Origin of the sequence: Bacillus cereus group sp. MS39 (assembly GCF_040448665.1) — a bacterium.
In the GTDB taxonomy this organism is placed as follows: domain Bacteria; phylum Bacillota; class Bacilli; order Bacillales; family Bacillaceae_G; genus Bacillus_A; species Bacillus_A wiedmannii.
On record NZ_CP123058.1, the window covers coordinates 2,626,755 to 2,643,228 of the forward strand.

Sequence of the window (16,474 nt, forward strand, 5' to 3'; positions counted from 1 at the left end):
AATAAGACAAAATACCTATAATTCTAATAACAACTTAGAAAAAGATTTAAATTAAGGAGTGTTTAAAGTGGCACGTGTTTTATTCGTTAATACTGGATCAGAAGGACATATAAATCCAACATTGCAAGTTGTAGAAGAATTAGTTTCACGCGGGGAAGAGGTAGTTTATTTTTCAATTGAATCTTTTAGAGATCGTATTGAAAAGACAGGTGCTACTGTACGAACAATTGACGAGCAAAAGTTTTTAAAAGCTTTTCTTTCTGGTGGTCGAAATTATTTATCAGAGAGAATAAATGGTCTTTTACATACGGCAGATGTTATTATACCAAATGTTCTTGAACAAATTGAAGGGGAACATTTTGATTACATCATTCATGATTCAATGTTTGGTTGTGGACATATAATTGCTCAAATTCTAAAGCTTCCAGCAATAAATTCCTGTACATCGTTTGCACAGGATGAAAAATCATTTGAACAAATGTTAGACCACTTGTCTAAAAATATCCCCGTGGAAGTTCAGGATAAGATACATAATGATTTCGAAAGCTTAACGAAGGGAATTGCAGAAAAATATGGTGTTGAAATAAACTCACAGTATGAAGTTTTCTGTAATCCAGCGCCACTTACTATTGTGTATACAATAAAGGAATTCAAACCTTTTGGAGATATGTTTGATGAAACATTTAAATTTGTAGGTCCATCCATCTCTACACAAATAAAAAATAAGGAGTTTGATATTACTACACTTGAAGAAAAAAGCCCGATTTACATTTCATTAGGTACTGTTTTCAATGAAGCGCTTGATTTTTATAAACTTTGTATGAAGGCGTTCGAGAATAGTGATCATACAATTGTGATGTCTATTGGTAATAAAACGAAAATAAGTGATTTAGGTAATATTCCTAAAAACTTCATTGTGAAAAACTATGTACCACAAACGAAACTACTCGCATATGCAAAGCTATTTATTACACATGGCGGAATGAACAGTACACATGAAGGATTATATAACGGGATTCCACTCATTGTAATTCCGCAAAGTGCAGATCAACCAGTAATCGCAAAGCAAGTGGAGAATCTCGGAGCTGGGATTAAGTTGTCTATGAAGGAATTAACTGAGGAACAACTACGTGAAAGTGTAGAAATCGTATTAAATAATCCTTCATTTAAAGAAGCAGCTTTGAATTTGAAGGAGTCTTTCCGAAAAGCAGGTGGATATAAGCAAGCTGTTGATGAAATTACTACATTTGCAGGCCAGTAATAATTAGAAAATTATACATGAGAAGAGTGTCTATATGAAAGGATATAGGCACTCTTCTGTTATATGAAGCGAAGAATCGATTGTTTTGAAAGGTTAAATATCTGCATTATAAATTTAGGCGATAGTTTTACGTGTTAGTAATGCTTTCACAGTTTCTGCGCAACTTCTGCACATATTTTAGTGATTTCTATGTCATGATATATTCATTAAGTGAAATATTTCACAAGAAACGAAATATATTCTCACTATGGTGTATGAATAAATAACACATACATCGATACAAGATTGTCTCTTGTTATTCTTTTACATCGAAGCCCACATTACACTACAAAGTATAACAAGAAGGGGACAGGAACATGAATAATCGATTTTTAAAACAACTACAAAACATGAAAATGAACAAAAAAAGTCTAGGAGCTGTTGCATTAACAGCCGGAATTATTGGCACGACACTTATTCCTCAAAACGCATACGCACACGGTTTTGTTGAAAAGCCTGGTAGTCGATCTGCTTTATGTAGTCCAACTTATGGTGCACTAAATGTAAACTGCGGAAGTGTTATGTATGAACCACAAAGTTTGGAAGCTCCAAAAGGGTTCCCGCAAGCTGGCCCAGTTGATGGCCAAATCGCTTCTGCAGGTGGTAAATTTGGTGGTGTTTTAGATCAACAAATAGCTGATCGTTGGTTTAAAAATATAATCACAGGCGGGGAAAATACTTTTACTTGGAAATATACAGCGCCTCACTTAACGAGCAAATGGCATTACTATATTACAAAAAAAGGATGGAATCCAAATAAAGCGCTCACAAGAGCAGATTTTGAACCAATTGGAACTGTACTACATGATGGTTCTGCAGCCTCAAATCATTTAACTCACAAAATCAATGTACCTACTGATCGAAGTGGATATCATGTGATTTTAGCAGTATGGGATGTAGCTGATACAGCAAATGCATTCTATAATGTAATTGATATTAATCTTATCAATGATGTGAAACCAGATATAGAAGCTCCAAGTACTCCAAATGGAATTCAGACACAAAACGTAACAGCGAATAGTATAGAACTAACGTGGAACGCTTCTACGGATAATGTAGGGGTAAAAGGGTATCAAATCTTCCGTAACGGAGAGATGATTGATACAGTACCAGGAACTCATTTTATTGATAAAAAATTACAACCAAGTACAAAATACTCTTATACTGTAAAAGCTATTGACGCAGCTGGAAATGTCTCGAAAGAAAGTGCAATGCTTACAGTAAAAACAACAGTTGAGGCTCCTGATACAGAAGCACCAACACAACCAAAAGGATTACATAGTATGGGAACGACAGCGTCAAGCGTAGATTTAATGTGGAGTCCATCTGACGATAATATTGGTGTAGACCATTACGATATTTATAGAGAAACAGAAGGATTAATGAAAAAGATTGCAACATCTAATACGACTGCTTATATGGATAAAAATTTACTCTCTAATACGACTTATAAATATGTAGTGAAAGCTGTTGATGTAGCTGGAAATGAATCTGTACAGAGTGATATATTCACAATTACTACAAAAACTGAAAGCGCTTCATATGAAGGTTGGGATGCAAAGAAAGCATATGAAAAGGGAGATAGAGTTCTACACGAAGGAAAAGTATATGAAGCAGTCCAGAGCTATCAAGGAAATGGGGATCCAAACTGGATTTATGCCTTATCATTATGGAAAACAGTGTAAGCTTTACCTAGGTATGAACTAAGAGATAATGGGCTTTGATGCAAAAAGAAATCTTGAGAATTCACTTTTCTATTAATATAAAAGGGTAGTATATGAATACATAAAGTAGTTTCATATACTACCCTTTTTATTATGATAATACTTTCATCATAATAACGTGTGGAATACCATCTTCCATAAATACATCAGAAGAAGTTTGATAACCTAGTTTTTTATAAAATCCTTCAGCTTGTGTTTGACCGTGTAGTTTTACTTTCGTAGCTTCTTTGTCACGAGCAATCTCTTCTAACGATTGTATAATTACTTTTCCTAATCCATATTTACGATAGTCTTTTAAAATACAAATGCGTTCTAATTTTCCTGCGCCGTCAATAAATCGTATACGACCTGTACCTACAGGAAGCTCGTTATAATAAACTAAAATATGTTTACATTCCTCACCGATTTCATCGAATGTATCGAATTCATCTTCAAGAGGGACATTTTGTTCTTTTACAAATACTTCTTTTCGAATATGAAAGACAGTTTCTAAATCTGTAAGTTCTGTTATGACTTTGGAGTGCAAATTGTTCAGCCCTTTCTATTGTGGTGTGCTTTTGTTTTCATAGTATATCATAATGATACGCCATTAAGAGAAAATATAAAAAGCTGACTGTAAGAGTCAGCTTTCATTATAGTTCCTTTATCCCGTTTTTTGTTCCAATAATCGCCTTACTAGTCATATTAACAAACAACCCTGTTTCAACTACACCTGTAATCATTTTTAATTGAGTGTGTAAATTGGTAGGATTAGTTATGTTATAAGAGAATATACAATCGATAATCATGTTATTGTTATCGGTAATAAATGTTTCATTATTTTTTAAACGTAACGTTGTTTGACAACCTAAAGATTGAATTTTCCTTTCGGTTTGTTTCCATGAAAACGGTATAATTTCAACAGGTAATGGGAAAGTACCTAAATGTGTTACAAGTTTCGATTCATCAGCAATAATAATTAGTTCTTTAGAGGAAGTGGCAACAATTTTCTCGCGAAGTAATGCGCCACCACCACCTTTTATAAGCTGTAAATTAGCATCAATTTCATCCGCTCCATCAATTGTAAGATCAAGACTTTGTACGTCGTCGTTTAACGAAATTAGAGAGATATTTAGTTGTTTAGCTAATACTTCCGTTTCTTTTGACGTTGGTACAGCTTGAAATGATAAGCCTTCTTTTACACGCTCACCTAATTTTTGTATCGTCCAATATACAGTAGAACCTGTACCAAGTCCAACTTTCATCCCATCTTTGACAAGGTTAGCAGCATATTCACCAGCGAGCTGTTTGAAATTTAGCATATCATTCTGCTGGACGTGGGCCTGCATCTAGACCTGAATTTTCCACTGTAAGTATAGGACGAACGACTATATCTTTATGTACGTGCATTTGGCATGATAAACGTAAGTGATCTTCAATTCCTTTTTCCGTAATTGCATTTTTTTCATTAGAACTTGCTTCACAAAACTCACCTGCTATAATTTCTACTCTACAAGTTGTGCAGCGTGCTTTCCCACCGCAGCGATGGAGAATGTGTACACCGTTATCTTCGATCGCTAATACTAACTTTGTGCCTTCTTTTACATCAAAAGTTCCCGCACCTTCAATTGTTAATTTTGGCAAATTTGTTCCTCCTCACGTAAAATTGTACATAACATATTTATGACCGCAAATTATTGAACATAAACATAATTTTTTTATATGCCCCGTAACTTTTTTATTTGTTTAATCGTTAATTAAGTAAGCGCTGAAAAGGAGTGGTTATTTTGTGCACAAAAGTAACTCAGATTTTAAAGAATCATATCGATATGAATCATTCAAATATAAACTTTTTAATTGAGCAATATGGAGAATTGAAAAGGTACTGTACATTTTTAACGAAAAACAAATGGGACGGCGAAGATCTTGCCCAAGAAACAGTTTGTAAAGTTCTTCAAAAATATAGTAATAAAGATATTTGTATGACGCTTGTATATAAAATAGCTAGAAATCGTTGGTTAGACCAGATAAAATCAAAATCAGTTTATGAAAAAATAAAGGAACAAATTACTTTTGAAGACCCACAAGAGAACATTGCAGATTTGCATGAAATGGTAGGGAAAGTATTATCGTCATTAAATGTACAACAATCCACAATTTTTTTATTAAAGGATGTTTTTCAATATAGTATCGCTGATATTGCTAAAGTATGTTCCGTATCAGAAGGTGCAGTGAAAGCTTCTTTATTTCGGAGTAGAAATAGACTGAAAACTGTAAGTGAAGAAGGGATTGAGATAGTCGAATTCACAGATGACATTGAAGTTGTAGTAACTTCTATTCGGGAGGAAAAGCCGGAATTATTAACAAAACTTCTTCCTATAATAGATTTTACTAAGTTACCATCTAAACAGCCAGTCTTACAATTTAATGCGAAAAAACCTTCTTCCTACAGTTGTATGCTTTATGCGGCATAACAATTATTGGAGGGATTTAAAATGAATGCAATTCCATATGTAGTAGAACAAACGAAATTAGGAGAACGTTCCTATGATATATATTCAAGGTTATTAAAAGATCGCATTATTATTATCGGTTCAGAAATAAATGATCAAGTAGCGAGTAGTGTTGTAGCTCAATTATTATTTTTAGAAGCGGAAGATGCAGAGAAAGATATTTATTTATACATCAATAGCCCAGGTGGTTCAACAACAGCGGGTTTTGCCATATTAGATACGATGAATCTCATTAAACCAGATGTACAAACGCTATGCATGGGATTTGCAGCATCATTTGGTGCATTGTTATTATTATCAGGTGCAAAAGGAAAACGGTTTGCGCTCCCTAACAGTGAAATTATGATTCATCAGCCACTTGGTGGTGCGCAAGGCCAGGCAACAGAAATTGAAATAACAGCGAAAAGAATACTAAAGTTAAAGCGTGATATTAATAAAATGATTGCAGAAAAAACAGGGCAATCGATTGAAAGAGTAGCACATGATACAGAAAGAGATTATTTTATGACTGCTGAAGAAGCGAAAGAATATGGGATTGTAGATGATGTTGTTACGAAAAAATAAGATAAAAACAGGCTAGAGGATATGCGAACCCTCTAGCCTGTTTTTATTAATCTTTTACCCATTCATCAACTAGCGCTTGATTCTTCTTAATCCATTTTCGCGCCGCTTCTTCGGGATCTTTCGTTTTATTTAACTCGACCATTAATGTACCAAGCTGTTCATCGTTCATTTTCCATTTGTCAAAGTATTTTACAATATCCGGATGATCTTTTTCGAAACCTTTACGAACAGAGTAATAAATGTCATCTTTTTCACCATATACTTTCTTAGGGTCTTTTAAATATTTTAAGTCAAATTCTGAAAACCCCCAATGCGGATTCCAAAGCGTAACAGCGATTGGTTTCTTTTTCTTATATGCTTTCTTTAATTCACTCATCATCGCAGCTTCAGAAGATTGGACAAGTTTTAATTTAATATCATATTCCTTCATCGCTTTATTTGTTAAATTCATAAGACTACTACCGGGTTCGATACCGACAATTTTGTTATCTAGTTCATCTTTATGAGCATTTAAATCCTCAATACTGTTAATGTTTTTCACATAAGAAGGGACGACAAGGCCAAGGCCAGTACCTTCATACCATTTTGATTTTAAGACAATATCATCTTTATAACGAGCATTTAGCGGTTTATCCGTAACGGGTAGCCATACTTCTAAATTAGCATCAACATCACCACGAGCAACGCCAGTCCAAATTGCAGCTTTTTCTAAGTACATGAGCTCAACTTTGTAACCTTTTTGTTCTAATAAAACTTTCCACATGTTTGCCGTTGCAATGTTTTCTTTCCAACTTGTTACACCAAGTTTAATTTTTCCTTTCGAATTTGCATTTGTTGCATTACATGAAGAGAAAATCATAGTAATAAATAATGCAAGGCATATAAGCCATATTTTCTTTTTCATCGAAACCCTCCTAAGAAACGTTTGCCTTTTTAAATAAATGTATAAGTAAGCATTCTTATTATGAACGGAAACGCGAATTTTAAAGAAATCTTATGAATGTCATTTTTATGTAATATTTCTTTGTAAAATCGCAACACTATATGAATAGATGGGTAGAAAAGGAGTAGTGACATGGATAATACAAAGGTGCGTGTTGAAAACGTAACAAAAGTATTTGGGAAACACCCGCAAAGAGCGCTGTCTTTATTAAAAGAAGGAAAAAGCAAATCGGAAATTTTGAAAGAGACAGGAATGAACGTTGGTGTAAAAAAGGCAACCTTTGAAGTATATACTGGAGAGATTTTTGTTATTATGGGTTTGTCTGGTAGCGGGAAATCTACGTTAGTTCGGATGTTAAACCAATTAATTAAACCAACAGCGGGGCATATATACATAGATGGTGAAGATATCGCAACGATGGGAAAAGAAGAGTTGCGAAGAGTGAGAAGAACGAAGATGAGTATGGTGTTTCAAAAGTTCGCTTTATTTCCACATCGTACAGTGATACAAAATGTTGCGTACGGGTTAGAAATTCAAGGAGTTCCAGTAGAGGAACGGGAGAATAAAGCATTAGAATCGCTACAGTTAGTAGGACTTGATCATCATAAAGATAATTATCCTAGTCAACTTAGTGGCGGTATGCAGCAGCGTGTTGGAATCGCAAGGGCATTAACAAATAATCCAGATGTATTGTTAATGGATGAGTCATTTAGTGCTTTAGATCCACTGATTCGCAAAGAAATGCAAGATGAATTGTTAGAGCTACAAGATAAAATGGAGAAAACAATTATATTTATTACGCATGATTTAGATGAAGCGCTTCGAATTGGTGATCGGATTGCGTTAATGAAAGATGGAGAGATTGTTCAAATTGGAACGCCGGAAGAAATTATGATGAGCCCTGCCAATGAATTTGTTGAGAAGTTTGTTGCGGACGTAAATTTAGGAAAAGTAATTATGGCGGAATCTATATTAAAACGACCAGAGACTTTATTAATTGATCGTGGACCGCGTGTAGCACTTCAAATTATGAGGAATGCAGGTGTTTCAACTGTATATGTTGTAAATAAAAAATATGAATTTTTAGGTATATTAACCGCGGATGATGCGAGTAAAGCCGTTCAAAAACAATGGCCAATTGCTGATTTATTACTTAACGATATTCCGCACGTGTATTTAGATACTTTACTGGAAGAAACATATGCAAAAATGGCGGAGATGAAATATCCGTTACCCGTAATTGATGAGAAGAAAAGGCTAAGAGGAATTATTAAACGCGAAAGTGTCATTCAAGCTCTTGCAGGTAACATTGAGGAAGAGGTGAAAGACGATGAATAGTATACCCCGTATTCCATTAGGGGAATGGGTCGACTCATTTGTTGCAAGTTTATATGAGCACCTTGAAGGCTTATTCCGAGGATTCTCTTATATTATCGGTGGATTCGTTGATTTACTCACTAATTTTTTAACAATAATACCAGCCATATTGATGATTATTATCCTTTGTTTCCTCATTTGGTACACAACGAGAAAAGTATCTTTAATTATTTTTACACTGATCGGTTTATTATTTATTTTAAATATTAACTACTGGGCACAGACGATGCAAACATTAGCACTTGTACTTACGTCTGTTATTATTTCAATTATTGTAGGAATCCCAATCGGAATTTTAGCATCTCAAAATGAACGCTTCTCAAAATTTTTAAAACCGACATTAGATTTTATGCAAACAATGCCGGCATTCGTATATCTCATTCCTGCGATTACATTTTTTGGAGTAGGTGTTGTACCTGGGATTATCGCATCAGTAATCTTTGCAATGCCACCGACAATTCGTTTTACTGACTTAGGAATTAGACAAGTTCCAGAAGATTTAATTGAAGCAGCGAATGCGTTTGGCTCTACCGCATCACAAAAATTATTTAAAGTACAATTGCCACTTGCAACTGGAACGATCATGGCTGGTGTGAACCAAAGCATTATGCTTTCTTTATCGATGGTAGTAACAGCATCTCTTGTAGGAGCACCAGGTCTTGGAGTTGATGTATACCGCTCTGTAACACAAGTTAATATCGGAATGGGATTTGAAGCCGGACTAGCTATTGTTGTCATTGCGATTATATTAGACCGCATTACACAAGGATTTCATCAAAAAAGAAGATAAAAGGAAAAACACACTTTATTATACAAAGTGTGTTTTTTTGTTCAAAAAATTACATACGAACGATAACAGAACCGCCAGCTGGCGCACAAACTTGGTTTTGTTGTTGTTCCATTGATTTAATTAATTGATTATTTTCTTCGATTAATGAGATTAGTTTCGCTAATTGACTTTCAAGACTTGCGATACGCTGCATCATATATTGTGAATCATGATGCAGTTTATTTCTTACGGGATGGGGGGAATACACATATTGTTGATTTATATTTGGATTCCAGTGAGGATGCATTTAAATCTTTCCTCCTTCAATAAATTACGAAGCTTTCTTATAGTAAATGCCTATGTATAATTAATGGTCACTTGAAATTTTATTGTGATAAAAGGATTATGTACAGAAAATGAAAAATATTATATATGAAGTTAAAGTATATTTTGGGGAAATATTCAAGTGAGATAGTGAATATATTAATACATTCAAGTAAGTGTATGTTATTTAGGGAGAAACGATGGGAGGCGATGCAATTTTGACTAAAAATAAAAATAGAAATGATGCAATGGCGATAGGTGTCGGTATAGGGGTTGTAATCGGTGTGTTTCAAGGGTTTTTTACTAATAATTTAGTAATCGGAATTGTGATTGGAATCGTAATTGGGATTGCGTTTTTGAAGAAATAATGAGTTGTAAATTTATTTAAAAAATCGCATCATTAAAAGAATGAATTTTCGGAATATAAATCCTGTTTTTCCTTTTTTTATGATATTATATATGGAAAGGTTGGTGATGGAAATGTATACAACAAATAATAGACAATGTTCATGGGTTGGAAATAAGAAGATGTGTTTAGACGAAGTTTTAGTAAAACAATATGGTGACATTGTGCTCGGTACATATGGTGGAAATATAAGCGCCGGAGCAAAAAAGAATGAAGATGGTGCGTTAGTTTGGTCAAATGGTGATTGGGAATTTGCAGCTATTTTAGATGGACATAATAGTGCGGAAAGTGTTGATTTAGTAGTAAATACAATCCAAAAGGAATATGAAAATATAAAAGTAATGATGAATGAATCGATTGATACAGTATTTCGATCTGTTGAAAATCATCTACTTACAATCTTTCAATCCTCTTCATTTAAGGAAAAGTGCCAAAGTATTAAAGGTGAAACAGCTTGCTTAATATGTGTAAGAAAAGAAAATTATATATGGTGGTTGTCTATTGGCGATTGCCTCATTTATGTATTTCATGAAGAGTTACATAAGTTAGGACAATATGCATTAAATCAACGTCATTTTTACGAATGGATTGGAAATGTAAACACTTTTGATTTAACCGTTCCTTGCTATTCAACAGGAATTCGTGAATTACGTGCTGGAAAGAATCGAATTGTCATGGTCACAGATGGGGTATTAGAATGTGGGGAACGTCATTATGAAACACCATTGAATCTGTATAATGATATGAATAGAAATAATATAGAACTTGAAGAAAGTGTTCATCATGTATTAGAGCACGTTCATCATCAATTCGGACGAGATAGTGCGACAATTATTAGTTGGGACGTTGAAAACAAAGAGAATGCTACATATCCGAGTGATCAACCAGATAAAAGGTAAAGGAGGAGACATCACTGCTTTTAGTTAAAGGGATTTTATTAGTATTATGGATCATATTATTAGTTATTTTGGAAAAAGTAGTGAGAAAAAAATTAAATATACCGAAACAAACTGACTGGAATAGTAAATATGTAAACAACGCTCATAAATGGGGCACTAGGGCTCTTATCATTTCTTATATAATTGTAACGATGATATGTGCCACTTTAAATCCTATTTATATTAGTAATTTACCCATTTTATTTTTAATAATTTTATACTGCTTTCAATCATATATGGAGTGGAAATATGATAAAGAATCGAGGGAATATGTCATTTCTTTAGGAACAGTTCCATTATTAATAATAACAGGAATTATGATTAATCTTTTCTTTTATAACTATTGGATTTAATCATATGTGGAATGAATGGGGAGACAAATGAAAAATCCTAAATTACGTGCTGAAGTAATGATTTTAAATGAAGATCATTCTAAAGTGCTTGTTCAATGTGATGAGAATGAATCATTTTACCGTTTTCCAGGCGGTTCTATTGAATTTGGTGAAACAGCAAAAGAAGCAATAATGCGGGAGTTGATGGAAGAATATGATTTGAAAGTTGATGTTCAAAAGTTAGCAATTATAAGTGAGCATATTTTTGAGTGGAAGAATGAAAAAGGACATCACTGTACATTGCTACATTGGGGAACTGTTGAAGAGATAATTACCAATGAAATAAGACATAAAGAACATGCGGATATTATATTAATATGGAAAAGCATAGAAGAATTAAAAACGAAGCCAACATATCCTGAAGCGATTGTAAGTTATTTAGAAAAGGATAACCATAAAATAGTCCACTTTATTTCTAAAAATAAATAAAGTAATAGGAGGTGGAGTAATGGGAACTTCTACTTTTTGGATTATAAGTATTATTTTTTGTATAATTGTTTATTTTTTGGATAAGTATTTAAGAAAAAAATTGAATATGCCAAAGAGTGGTTTTGGGGGATATAAAAAACATGTAAATAGTTTACACAAAAAATTAGAAATAGGACTAATGTTTATTTATTTAATAACTAGTTTTATTTTTATCGTTAAATTCGAAAGCGTTAATATTGCTTATGTCATTTTTACTTATTTAGGGGGAACGTTGATATTAAGAGCATTGATGGAATGGAAATTTGATAGAGAATCGAAAGAATATATATTCTCGATGATCGGAGTATTTACATTTGCTGTTATGACTTCAATGCTTTTTTACTTCTCTCCATCTGCCGCATAAAAAAATGATTGTTGGTGGTATAAATAATGAGATAACTTGAAGGGAAGGTAAGTTATTCACCAAAGGATGACTGTCATGTAATCCACTTTATTTTAAATAATGCAACGTAGTAATAGGAGGGGATTGAACATGTGGAATTCTTCTGTTTGGATAATAATTATAGGAATTGCTATAGGCGGATATTTTTTAGAACAATTTTTAAGAAGAAAGTTGAATATGGAGAAGAGGGGTTTCTTTGGATATAAGTATGTAAATAGCTTGCATGTAAAATTGGAAATTGTATTGTTTATTATTTATTTTGTAAGTAGTATGATTTATGTTAATAGAGATGAAAATGCAAACATAGGGTATGCCTTTTTCATTTTTTTTGCAACGTTATGGACGTTACGTGCATGGATGGAGTGGAAATTTGATAGAGAATCGAAAGAATACATCCTTTCAACAATCGGTTTACTTGCATTTGTAGTTATGATTTCATTGCTACTTTACTTCGATCCGATTTCAGCGTAAAAGTAAGTCTATAGATATAAAACGAGGGGATGAAATAGTTTGGGGTTAAATAAAATATTAGAACAAATTCGAGTGAAGTCTGTAGAGCAATCACTACTAATAATAGGTATTGATGGTTGTGGCGGCGCAGGAAAAAGTACGTTAGCTAATAAAATAAAAAGTAAGTTTTCAACTGTAACAATTGTTCATATGGATGATTTTTATTTACCATCTGCACAAATCGTAAATGAACATCCTACGAATAAGTCAGTTGGTGCAGATTTTGATTGGAAACGCCTTTTACAAGAAGTTTTAGATTCGATTAGTAAAGGCGTTGAAGGATGTTATAAACGTTACGATTGGGAAACGGATTCTTTAGCAGAAACTCATAATGTCCCTGCAATCGGAATTGTTATTATAGAAGGTGTATATGCAACACGTCAGGAACTGGCGGAAATGTATGATTTGAAAATATGGGTGAATTGTCCTCGTGAAACACGTATAAAAAGAGGGATTGCTAGAGATGGCGAAATAGCACGTGATATGTGGGAAAACAATTGGATGGTTGCTGAAGATATGTATGTAGAAAGTCATAAACCACATGAATTTGCAGATTATATAATTGATGGTACAAATCAAGAGTTAACTAATAGATAAGAAACCATTGAGTAGTAAATGGTTTCTTATTTAAATTTATCATTTATTTTAGCTATAATAGATGTAACGAAATTTGTTTTATCCTCTGCATATTGATGTTTATCATTAGGGTTAGCTTGTGAAAGTTGAATCTTTAACTGTTCATACTGTATACGAGAAGTTTTGTTGTCAATTAAGTAATCTCTGAATTGTAATTGTTCTATTAAATATGTATTGCCTTGTTCATACATATGAATTTGATGAGTTCGTGGTTCTCCTTTATTAAAATAATATCGTTCAGGCAGTACATCTTTTTTGTATTTATAGTTTAGTAGTTCTAACTTTTTTATACATTTTAAACCGTCCGTATAATTTTCTAGTTCGATTGCAATATCAATAATTGGCTTTGCACTTAAATGTGGAATAGAGGTACTACCAATATGGTGTATCGCTAAAATATGTTTGCCCATTTGTTCCTCAATGATTTGTTTTTCTTTCATAAACTCAATTTGCCATTCTTCAGTCCATGGAACTAAAAACACTTTTCCAAACGGTAAACCTAACATTTGATTAGCACCTCTTTCAAAATGTTTATCAAAAAAGTAAACTACATTTTCTTAAAGCTTCTCAAAACAAGGTATTCCCACAATCTCCAAGGAAGAATCTTCTTCGCAAAGATCATAAATTTTACACCTTTTCCAATCGGATATCGTAATTTCGTACGCTTAGATTCAGCAACCTCTACAATTTTATTAGCAACATCTATCGGATTACCCAATGTATCACTGCCGCTATTAATATGTTTTTGTATTTTATCCATATATTCTTTGTAAGGAGAAGGTGTATCAGATTGGTTTGTAGCTAGTTGTTTACCCACTTCCCAAATATTTGTGTTATAAGAACCAGGTTCAATTAAAGCAACATCTATTCCGAACGGTTTTACTTCTAAACGAAGTGATTCACTCCAGCCTTCTAACGCATATTTTGAAGAAACGTAAGGGGATAGGCCAGGGAATCCAACTTGACCACTAATGCTGCTTATATTTATGATTTTTCCACTTTTTTGTTCTCTCATATAAGGTAAAACAAGCTGAGTGATTGATATTGCCCCAAAAAGATTCGTTTCAAATTGTTTACGGTATTCCTCTACTGGAATTTCTTCTACAAAGCCCCCATGTGCATATCCTGCATTATTAATGAGAAGGTCTACTCTGTTTATTTCTTTTAAGTATAATTGAAAGTTATGTATTGAGTTTTGATCGGTTACATCTAATTCTTGAACAGTTATGTTTTTCTGCAAGTTGAGTTGAGTAGCTTGAGATATTAAGTTCACTTGTTTTTCAAGGTTTCGCATTGTAGCTATGACTAAATAGTCTTTTTTCGCAAGCTCAAGTGTTGTTAAAAGACCGAAACCACTTGAAGCCCCGGTTATAACTGCGATTTTTTTATCCATTTTTCGCCAGCTTTCTTTTTCTTTTATCATAACGAGTTATGAAAAGAAAATCTATTATTCTTACATTCGTTTTGAGAGCAATACCTGTTAATTCTATATTCTATGGGATTTTTAAAAAAGGGAATTATAAAGACTCAGCGTATATAGAGAAGTGAGTATGAATATGTTAATGAAATGAGGGAAAAAAATGGCCCATGTGAAAGATGTTTTAGCAGATCAATTATTAGCAAATGCAAACGACCCTAGTTGGTATATTCCATTTTCAGATGCAGTGAAAGATCTACCTGAGAGAGAAGCTTTCTGGAAACCGAATGAAGAGAGTAATAGTATAGCTGAAATTGTACAACATTTACTGTATTGGAATTCAACGTGGCAAACTAGGTACAAAGAATCGAATGTGAATGCCGTGCCGGCTATTGGTGATAATAACAAAAGTTTTATGCTTTCAAATAATCAAACCTTCGATGAGTTGAGAGAAAAACTACTAGAGAAACTGTTACAATGGCAAAAGCTTATAAATGAAGAGAAGGTTGAAAGTGATGTAGTTGGATTTCCTGTTTCTGCAAAATGGTGGGAAATATTAGCGAATGTAACAACTCATAACGCTTATCATATTGGTCAAATTATTTACATCCGGAAGTTACAGAAGAGTTTTGAGAATGAATAAGATAATAATTCTCAAATTAGGTGAACAAAAGTGGACAAAACGAGACATATGTCTCATTTTGTCCACTTTTTTATTATGAAAGAAAAGAGAAAACCTATGAAATCAGGGATTAGAATTTGGCACAGTACTTGCAATATAAAAGATGAACAAGAAAATAGGAGGGCTGAACATGTTAAAAACAACTGAAAGTAAAGGGAATGAAATTACGAAAGAACAAGCTCGTTGGATGTATGAAAAAATGTTAGAAATTCGTAAGTTTGAAGATAAGGTGCATGAATTATTCGCGCAAGGCGTTCTGCCAGGTTTCGTTCATTTATACGCAGGTGAAGAAGCAGTAGCAGTTGGTGTATGTGCCCACTTAACGGATTGTGACAGTATTACAAGTACGCATAGAGGACATGGACATTGTATCGCAAAAGGCTGTGATTTAAACGGGATGATGGCCGAACTTTTCGGGAAAGTGACAGGGTTATGTAAAGGTAAAGGCGGTTCCATGCATATTGCCGACTTAAATAAAGGAATGCTTGGTGCAAATGGGATTGTAGGCGGAGGTTTTCCACTTGCTTGCGGCTCAGCATTAACTGCTAAATATAAAGGAACGAAAGATGTGAGTGTTTGCTTCTTCGGTGACGGAGCAAATAATGAAGGGACATTTCACGAAGGGGTTAACTTAGCAGCGATTTGGAAGTTACCAGTTATTTTTATCGCCGAAAATAACGGTTACGGTGAAGCAACGACATTTGAATATGCGTCAAGTTGTGATTCCATTGCAGATCGAGCAAAAGCTTACAATATTCCAGGTGTTCAAGTGGATGGAAAAGATTTACTTGCAGTATATAAAGCCGCGGAAGAAGCAGTAGAACGTGCGCGTAATGGTGGTGGTCCAACAATAATTGAATGTATGACATATCGCAATTACGGTCATTTCGAAGGTGAAACACAAACGTATAAAACTTCAGAAGAAAAAGAAGAACATTTAAATGAAAAAGATGCGATTGTGAATTTCCGTAAGCATTTAATTCATGAAGCGCTATTAACTGAATCTGAACTTGTCGATATAGAAAAGGCAGTAGATGAAGCAGTTCAAAGATCAATTGAATTTAGTGAAAATAGTCCATATCCAGAGGATGAAGAATTATTAAAAGATGTATACGTTTCTTACAAATAA

22 protein-coding genes are annotated in these 16,474 nt (G+C 33.6%); 15 read left to right on the forward strand and 7 right to left on the reverse strand.

Annotation, left to right across the window (positions count from 1 at the left end):
- The first annotated feature begins 67 nt into the window (after positions 1-67).
- Both QEP67_RS13920 and QEP67_RS13925 read left to right on the forward strand, forming a co-directional pair.
- On the forward strand, positions 68-1,261 hold the full coding sequence (locus QEP67_RS13920; protein WP_000124916.1) for a macrolide family glycosyltransferase: 1,194 nt from the start codon (positions 68-70) through the stop codon (positions 1,259-1,261).
- A gap of 356 nt (positions 1,262-1,617) precedes the next feature.
- Positions 1,618-2,985, forward strand: a complete 1,368-nt coding sequence (locus QEP67_RS13925) for a lytic polysaccharide monooxygenase (RefSeq protein ID WP_048566256.1) — start codon at positions 1,618-1,620, stop codon at positions 2,983-2,985.
- Positions 2,986-3,115: 130 nt separating this feature from the next.
- Here QEP67_RS13925 and QEP67_RS13930 read toward each other — a convergent pair whose 3' ends face one another.
- The 3 genes from QEP67_RS13930 to QEP67_RS13940 form a co-directional block, all read right to left on the reverse strand.
- Complete coding sequence (locus QEP67_RS13930; protein ID WP_000555786.1) at positions 3,116-3,550, reverse strand: GNAT family N-acetyltransferase; 435 nt, start codon at positions 3,548-3,550, stop codon at positions 3,116-3,118.
- A 106-nt stretch (positions 3,551-3,656) separates the two neighbouring features.
- The gene (gene rpiA, locus QEP67_RS13935; RefSeq protein ID WP_000931539.1) at positions 3,657-4,325 is read right to left on the reverse strand and encodes a ribose 5-phosphate isomerase A; all 669 of its coding nucleotides are present in this window, start codon (positions 4,323-4,325) and stop codon (positions 3,657-3,659) included.
- 1 nt (position 4,326) lies between these two features.
- A complete protein-coding gene (locus QEP67_RS13940) occupies positions 4,327-4,647 on the reverse strand; it encodes a 2Fe-2S iron-sulfur cluster-binding protein (protein WP_001125375.1) in 321 nt (106 codons plus the stop codon).
- Between the two features lie 143 nt (positions 4,648-4,790).
- Here QEP67_RS13940 and QEP67_RS13945 point away from each other — a divergent pair, with 143 nt between their 5' ends.
- Both QEP67_RS13945 and clpP read left to right on the forward strand, forming a co-directional pair.
- A complete protein-coding gene (locus QEP67_RS13945) occupies positions 4,791-5,477 on the forward strand; it encodes an RNA polymerase subunit sigma-70 (protein ID WP_000337525.1) in 687 nt (228 codons plus the stop codon).
- Positions 5,478-5,498: 21 nt separating this feature from the next.
- A complete protein-coding gene (gene clpP, locus QEP67_RS13950; protein WP_000991621.1) occupies positions 5,499-6,080 on the forward strand; it encodes an ATP-dependent Clp endopeptidase proteolytic subunit ClpP in 582 nt (193 codons plus the stop codon).
- Between the two features lie 46 nt (positions 6,081-6,126).
- Here the strand turns inward: clpP and QEP67_RS13955 are convergent, their stop codons facing one another.
- Entirely contained in the window at positions 6,127-6,984 is an 858-nt protein-coding gene (locus tag QEP67_RS13955) for a glycine betaine ABC transporter substrate-binding protein (RefSeq protein ID WP_000727302.1), read from the reverse strand.
- 171 nt (positions 6,985-7,155) lie between these two features.
- Here QEP67_RS13955 and QEP67_RS13960 point away from each other — a divergent pair, with 171 nt between their 5' ends.
- Both QEP67_RS13960 and QEP67_RS13965 read left to right on the forward strand, forming a co-directional pair.
- Positions 7,156-8,361: a glycine betaine/L-proline ABC transporter ATP-binding protein gene (locus tag QEP67_RS13960; RefSeq protein ID WP_000370613.1), complete on the forward strand. Its 1,206-nt coding sequence runs from the start codon at positions 7,156-7,158 to the stop codon at positions 8,359-8,361.
- Positions 8,354-9,190 carry a proline/glycine betaine ABC transporter permease gene (locus tag QEP67_RS13965; protein ID WP_001084768.1) on the forward strand — a complete coding sequence of 279 codons (837 nt, stop codon included), beginning with the start codon at positions 8,354-8,356 and terminating at the stop codon, positions 9,188-9,190. Before QEP67_RS13960 ends, QEP67_RS13965 begins: the two co-directional genes overlap by 8 nt.
- A gap of 49 nt (positions 9,191-9,239) precedes the next feature.
- Here QEP67_RS13965 and QEP67_RS13970 read toward each other — a convergent pair whose 3' ends face one another.
- On the reverse strand, positions 9,240-9,476 hold the full coding sequence (locus QEP67_RS13970) for a hypothetical protein (protein WP_000553344.1): 237 nt from the start codon (positions 9,474-9,476) through the stop codon (positions 9,240-9,242).
- A gap of 217 nt (positions 9,477-9,693) precedes the next feature.
- Here QEP67_RS13970 and QEP67_RS13975 point away from each other — a divergent pair, with 217 nt between their 5' ends.
- From QEP67_RS13975 to QEP67_RS14005, 7 genes are all read left to right on the forward strand, one after another.
- Positions 9,694-9,861 carry a hypothetical protein gene (locus QEP67_RS13975; RefSeq protein WP_000508408.1) on the forward strand — a complete coding sequence of 56 codons (168 nt, stop codon included), beginning with the start codon at positions 9,694-9,696 and terminating at the stop codon, positions 9,859-9,861.
- Positions 9,862-9,973: 112 nt separating this feature from the next.
- On the forward strand, positions 9,974-10,798 hold the full coding sequence (locus tag QEP67_RS13980) for a PP2C family serine/threonine-protein phosphatase (protein WP_074650819.1): 825 nt from the start codon (positions 9,974-9,976) through the stop codon (positions 10,796-10,798).
- Between the two features lie 80 nt (positions 10,799-10,878).
- Positions 10,879-11,190, forward strand: coding sequence for a DUF4181 domain-containing protein (locus QEP67_RS13985; RefSeq protein WP_002108179.1), 312 nt, complete (start codon positions 10,879-10,881; stop codon positions 11,188-11,190).
- Positions 11,191-11,217: 27 nt separating this feature from the next.
- Positions 11,218-11,658, forward strand: a complete 441-nt coding sequence (locus QEP67_RS13990) for an NUDIX domain-containing protein (RefSeq protein WP_000795354.1) — start codon at positions 11,218-11,220, stop codon at positions 11,656-11,658.
- A 19-nt stretch (positions 11,659-11,677) separates the two neighbouring features.
- On the forward strand, positions 11,678-12,061 hold the full coding sequence (locus tag QEP67_RS13995; protein WP_000537334.1) for a DUF4181 domain-containing protein: 384 nt from the start codon (positions 11,678-11,680) through the stop codon (positions 12,059-12,061).
- Between the two features lie 129 nt (positions 12,062-12,190).
- Positions 12,191-12,571, forward strand: coding sequence for a DUF4181 domain-containing protein (locus QEP67_RS14000; protein ID WP_000267362.1), 381 nt, complete (start codon positions 12,191-12,193; stop codon positions 12,569-12,571).
- A gap of 39 nt (positions 12,572-12,610) precedes the next feature.
- Positions 12,611-13,207: an AAA family ATPase gene (locus QEP67_RS14005; RefSeq protein WP_000523946.1), complete on the forward strand. Its 597-nt coding sequence runs from the start codon at positions 12,611-12,613 to the stop codon at positions 13,205-13,207.
- A gap of 26 nt (positions 13,208-13,233) precedes the next feature.
- Here QEP67_RS14005 and QEP67_RS14010 read toward each other — a convergent pair whose 3' ends face one another.
- Both QEP67_RS14010 and QEP67_RS14015 read right to left on the reverse strand, forming a co-directional pair.
- Complete coding sequence (locus tag QEP67_RS14010) at positions 13,234-13,752, reverse strand: GrpB family protein (RefSeq protein ID WP_000901168.1); 519 nt, start codon at positions 13,750-13,752, stop codon at positions 13,234-13,236.
- A 41-nt stretch (positions 13,753-13,793) separates the two neighbouring features.
- The gene (locus QEP67_RS14015) at positions 13,794-14,639 is read right to left on the reverse strand and encodes an oxidoreductase (RefSeq protein ID WP_000358340.1); all 846 of its coding nucleotides are present in this window, start codon (positions 14,637-14,639) and stop codon (positions 13,794-13,796) included.
- Between the two features lie 187 nt (positions 14,640-14,826).
- Here QEP67_RS14015 and QEP67_RS14020 point away from each other — a divergent pair, with 187 nt between their 5' ends.
- Both QEP67_RS14020 and acoA read left to right on the forward strand, forming a co-directional pair.
- Positions 14,827-15,306, forward strand: coding sequence for a DinB family protein (locus QEP67_RS14020; RefSeq protein ID WP_000951599.1), 480 nt, complete (start codon positions 14,827-14,829; stop codon positions 15,304-15,306).
- 169 nt (positions 15,307-15,475) lie between these two features.
- The gene (gene acoA, locus QEP67_RS14025) at positions 15,476-16,474 is read left to right on the forward strand and encodes an acetoin:2,6-dichlorophenolindophenol oxidoreductase subunit alpha (protein ID WP_000921266.1); all 999 of its coding nucleotides are present in this window, start codon (positions 15,476-15,478) and stop codon (positions 16,472-16,474) included.

Bases quoted from the DNA above. Each gene is read 5' to 3' on its own strand.
- QEP67_RS13925 (WP_048566256.1), top strand. From the start codon at position 1,618: ATGAATAATCGATTTTTAAAACAACTACAAAACATGAAAATGAACAAA.
- rpiA (WP_000931539.1), bottom strand. From the start codon at position 4,325: ATGCTAAATTTCAAACAGCTCGCTGGTGAATATGCTGCTAACCTTGTC.
- clpP (WP_000991621.1), top strand. From the start codon at position 5,499: ATGAATGCAATTCCATATGTAGTAGAACAAACGAAATTAGGAGAACGT.
- QEP67_RS13955 (WP_000727302.1), bottom strand. From the start codon at position 6,984: ATGAAAAAGAAAATATGGCTTATATGCCTTGCATTATTTATTACTATG.
- QEP67_RS13960 (WP_000370613.1), top strand. From the start codon at position 7,156: ATGGATAATACAAAGGTGCGTGTTGAAAACGTAACAAAAGTATTTGGG.
- QEP67_RS13965 (WP_001084768.1), top strand. From the start codon at position 8,354: ATGAATAGTATACCCCGTATTCCATTAGGGGAATGGGTCGACTCATTT.
- QEP67_RS13970 (WP_000553344.1), bottom strand. From the start codon at position 9,476: ATGCATCCTCACTGGAATCCAAATATAAATCAACAATATGTGTATTCC.
- QEP67_RS13975 (WP_000508408.1), top strand. From the start codon at position 9,694: ATGGGAGGCGATGCAATTTTGACTAAAAATAAAAATAGAAATGATGCA.
- QEP67_RS13980 (WP_074650819.1), top strand. From the start codon at position 9,974: ATGTATACAACAAATAATAGACAATGTTCATGGGTTGGAAATAAGAAG.
- QEP67_RS13990 (WP_000795354.1), top strand. From the start codon at position 11,218: ATGAAAAATCCTAAATTACGTGCTGAAGTAATGATTTTAAATGAAGAT.
- QEP67_RS13995 (WP_000537334.1), top strand. From the start codon at position 11,678: ATGGGAACTTCTACTTTTTGGATTATAAGTATTATTTTTTGTATAATT.
- QEP67_RS14000 (WP_000267362.1), top strand. From the start codon at position 12,191: ATGTGGAATTCTTCTGTTTGGATAATAATTATAGGAATTGCTATAGGC.
- QEP67_RS14010 (WP_000901168.1), bottom strand. From the start codon at position 13,752: ATGTTAGGTTTACCGTTTGGAAAAGTGTTTTTAGTTCCATGGACTGAA.
- QEP67_RS14015 (WP_000358340.1), bottom strand. From the start codon at position 14,639: ATGGATAAAAAAATCGCAGTTATAACCGGGGCTTCAAGTGGTTTCGGT.
- QEP67_RS14020 (WP_000951599.1), top strand. From the start codon at position 14,827: ATGGCCCATGTGAAAGATGTTTTAGCAGATCAATTATTAGCAAATGCA.
- acoA (WP_000921266.1), top strand. From the start codon at position 15,476: ATGTTAAAAACAACTGAAAGTAAAGGGAATGAAATTACGAAAGAACAA.